Raw genomic sequence first — 2825 nt, forward strand, 5'->3', positions numbered from 1 at the left:
AGATTCGTTCCACCAAGAGGTTACGGTACCAACTTCAAAAATTGGGTTTGGATGAAACCAGTGTTATCAAGGGTCTTGGATTTTTGTCCGTTGCCTCTACCTTAAACTTTATGAAAGATGAAAGCTGATAAAAAAAACAGAGTTGACACGATGACCCAGCCAATCGTGTATGGAATGTTAAGTATGAGAAAACTAAATAATAAAGGACCAAGAATAATTCCTAAATAGACAAACATCATACTAAAGCCCGTTACTTTTCCTGCAAGTTGTGCGGTTACCTCCTCAACCATGACTACCATAAAAACCCCATTCCAGCCATTGGTAACGAAGCCCATTAGAAAGATAATGAGTCCAAGTATCAGTTTGACGAGTAGAATATGATCTAAATCCTTTATGAAATAACATAGAACAACAAAAATAAGGATGAAAAGACCAGATGAAATAAGTAAATTTCTAAATAATTTTTTTCGATTTGTGAACAGATAATCACAGCTCCATCCCCAGAATATTCTTCCTACTAGTCCAGAAAACTGGAGAATTGCTAAATAGAAACTAGCGGTAATGTAATTAAAACTTAATTCTTTTTGCAAATATAATACTAAGAAGGTAATAATAATCCACTGTGCTGCAGCTATGATTAAGCCACCAATACTAGTCAATAGAACATTTTTATTCTTATAGATCAAATGATAGGAATCATTCGAAACACCTTTGTTTTTTTCAAGAAATGATTGGTCATTTCTTGATTTGTCTTCAAATAGTTTTCTAATTAATATATAGGCTGAAATGGACAATAGTAGGATGACAGAAAAATAGACTGCAACTTTCCAACCCCAATGAACTGCAATAGTAGGAAGTATCCCAGCTGCCAACATGCCTCCCATAGAAAGACCGGTTTGTTTTAAACTCATCACAGTTCCTCTAATTTTATTAGAGAAATCGTTGACCACTACTTTATTTATTGAAGGATTAATCAAGGTGTACCCTACACCAGTTAAAGCTAAAAAGACAAGTTTAAGGTTGAAACTATCTGGCAATGTTGTTAAGAGTAAAGATACCGCCATCAAAGCTCCACCCACCATGATACAAAGTTTTACGCCATACCGATCCACCCAATATCCAGCCAACATAGAGCATGAAGTTGCACCAATATAAAAGGAAGTAATAAACCATGCAATCTTAGTTGGATCCAAATTATCTATTTTCGCAAGTAAGGGACCTAGGGTTGGAAAGGTAAACATACCTATTGAAGTAAATGCCAGAATAACCATAATGTATAAAGTTTTCGCTATCTCTTGCTTAGTCACTAATTGTCACTTCCTATGTTTCTATTTTAAAATAGAACATTTTACCCCTTACCTATATTTCACATTCTCATAGCACCTCTCATTCCTCCATCCACCCGAATAGTTTCCCCAGTAATATAATTTCTTAGGTAACTCACTAAAAAGAGTGCTGTACCAAATACATTCTTCTTTTTACCTAGTCTTTTTAATGGTATGGAATCAGTATTAGTTTGACCCTGCAACTTCAGTCCCTCCGTCTCAATAAATCCTGGAGCGATCCCATTTACCGTAATATTATATTTTGCCCATTCCACTACAAGTGTTTGATTCAGTAGATTTAAACCAGCTTTTGCAACCGAGTACGGAGCATGATGAACATCTGGTAAAAAACCTGCAATTAAAGACATGTTGATGATTTTTCCACCCTGTTTTTGATTACGCATTACTTTACAAACTTCTTTTGAACAAAAGAAGTTTGTATTTAAATTTGTTTCAATAATCGCATTCCATCCATTTGGAGTGATCTCTTCAGAAGGTGCGGCAAATGATCCTCCAGCATTATTAATTAAGACATCAATACTACCAAAATGGTCTTTTGTCTGCTGGATCAATTTCATTGCCTCTTCATTAGACCTTAAATTAGCTCTAACAGCTAACGCCTCAAAACCATTGTTTTGGATAATAGGCGAACTTTATCGCGAGTTCTTTCCCAATTCCATCTAACTGAACTTCCCGTAATAATAATTACCTTATCTTTAACATTAACTAACATATCCATCCCCCTCATAATGCTATAGCTTTTTTGCTGAGATATCATCACTAAGTCATCCCTTCAAAACTAATCCACCATCAATGCGGATCTTTTGTCTGTTAATCATTACATTTGTTTTGAACATAAGTTCAATGCAATATTTGCTACATCAACAATTTCCATGGGACGATAAGCGGCAATTCGATTTCTGGAATTTTGTATATGCTTACTGGCATCTTGATTTATATTTCTTATTGCTTTTGTATCCATCGTTCTAGCAGAAATGATATTTGCTGTTATACCATAGGAATTCAACTGCCATATATCGTATTAATACTTCCACTGCAGCTTTTGGAACTCCTAAAGGTGGATAATAGGGGCACTACAATTTGTGTGATCCTCTGCTAGAAATAGCAAAGATTCTACCCCATTATTTCTTTTTCATTAATGGCACTAATTCTTGAGCACCAAGAAGTAGTGGATCAAGGTTAGTGTTAAAGTGTTTCCTCCATAATTCAGAAGAAATCGATAGAATATCAGAACCAATTCCGTTTTTTATTGTACTCTTCTTACCTTAATATCATTATATAAAGTAAGTATATTTTGAACATTCCCAATATTGCATATGCAAACACCCTAAAAAAGGAGATGATCAATCCCTAATTTTGCACACTTAAAATAAACATATAACCCGAAACTGCTAATACTATTGTCGGCTTGGGTATTTTTTATATATTTTATTGTCATATTATTGTGGATTAAAGTAGATTAATATGGTATATTATATG

3 protein-coding genes are annotated in these 2825 nt (G+C 34.3%); all 3 read right to left on the minus strand.

The genetic code is table 11. The annotated features are described in order from the left end of the window. Nucleotides 1-101 precede the first annotated feature (101 nt). A complete protein-coding gene (locus tag RZN25_18190; GenBank protein ID MEQ6378733.1) occupies nucleotides 102-1307 on the minus strand; it encodes an MFS transporter in 1206 nt (401 codons plus the stop codon). A gap of 59 nt (nucleotides 1308-1366) precedes the next feature. Then, a complete protein-coding gene (locus tag RZN25_18195) occupies nucleotides 1367-1969 on the minus strand; it encodes an SDR family oxidoreductase (protein ID MEQ6378734.1) in 603 nt (200 codons plus the stop codon). Between the two features lie 194 nt (nucleotides 1970-2163). Further along, nucleotides 2164-2352: an SDR family oxidoreductase gene (locus RZN25_18200; protein MEQ6378735.1), complete on the minus strand. Its 189-nt coding sequence runs from the start codon at nucleotides 2350-2352 to the stop codon at nucleotides 2164-2166. Nucleotides 2353-2825 lie beyond the last annotated feature (473 nt).

It is taken from the genome of Bacillaceae bacterium S4-13-56 (assembly GCA_040191315.1).
GTDB lineage: Bacteria > Bacillota > Bacilli > Bacillales > JAWJLM01 > JAWJLM01.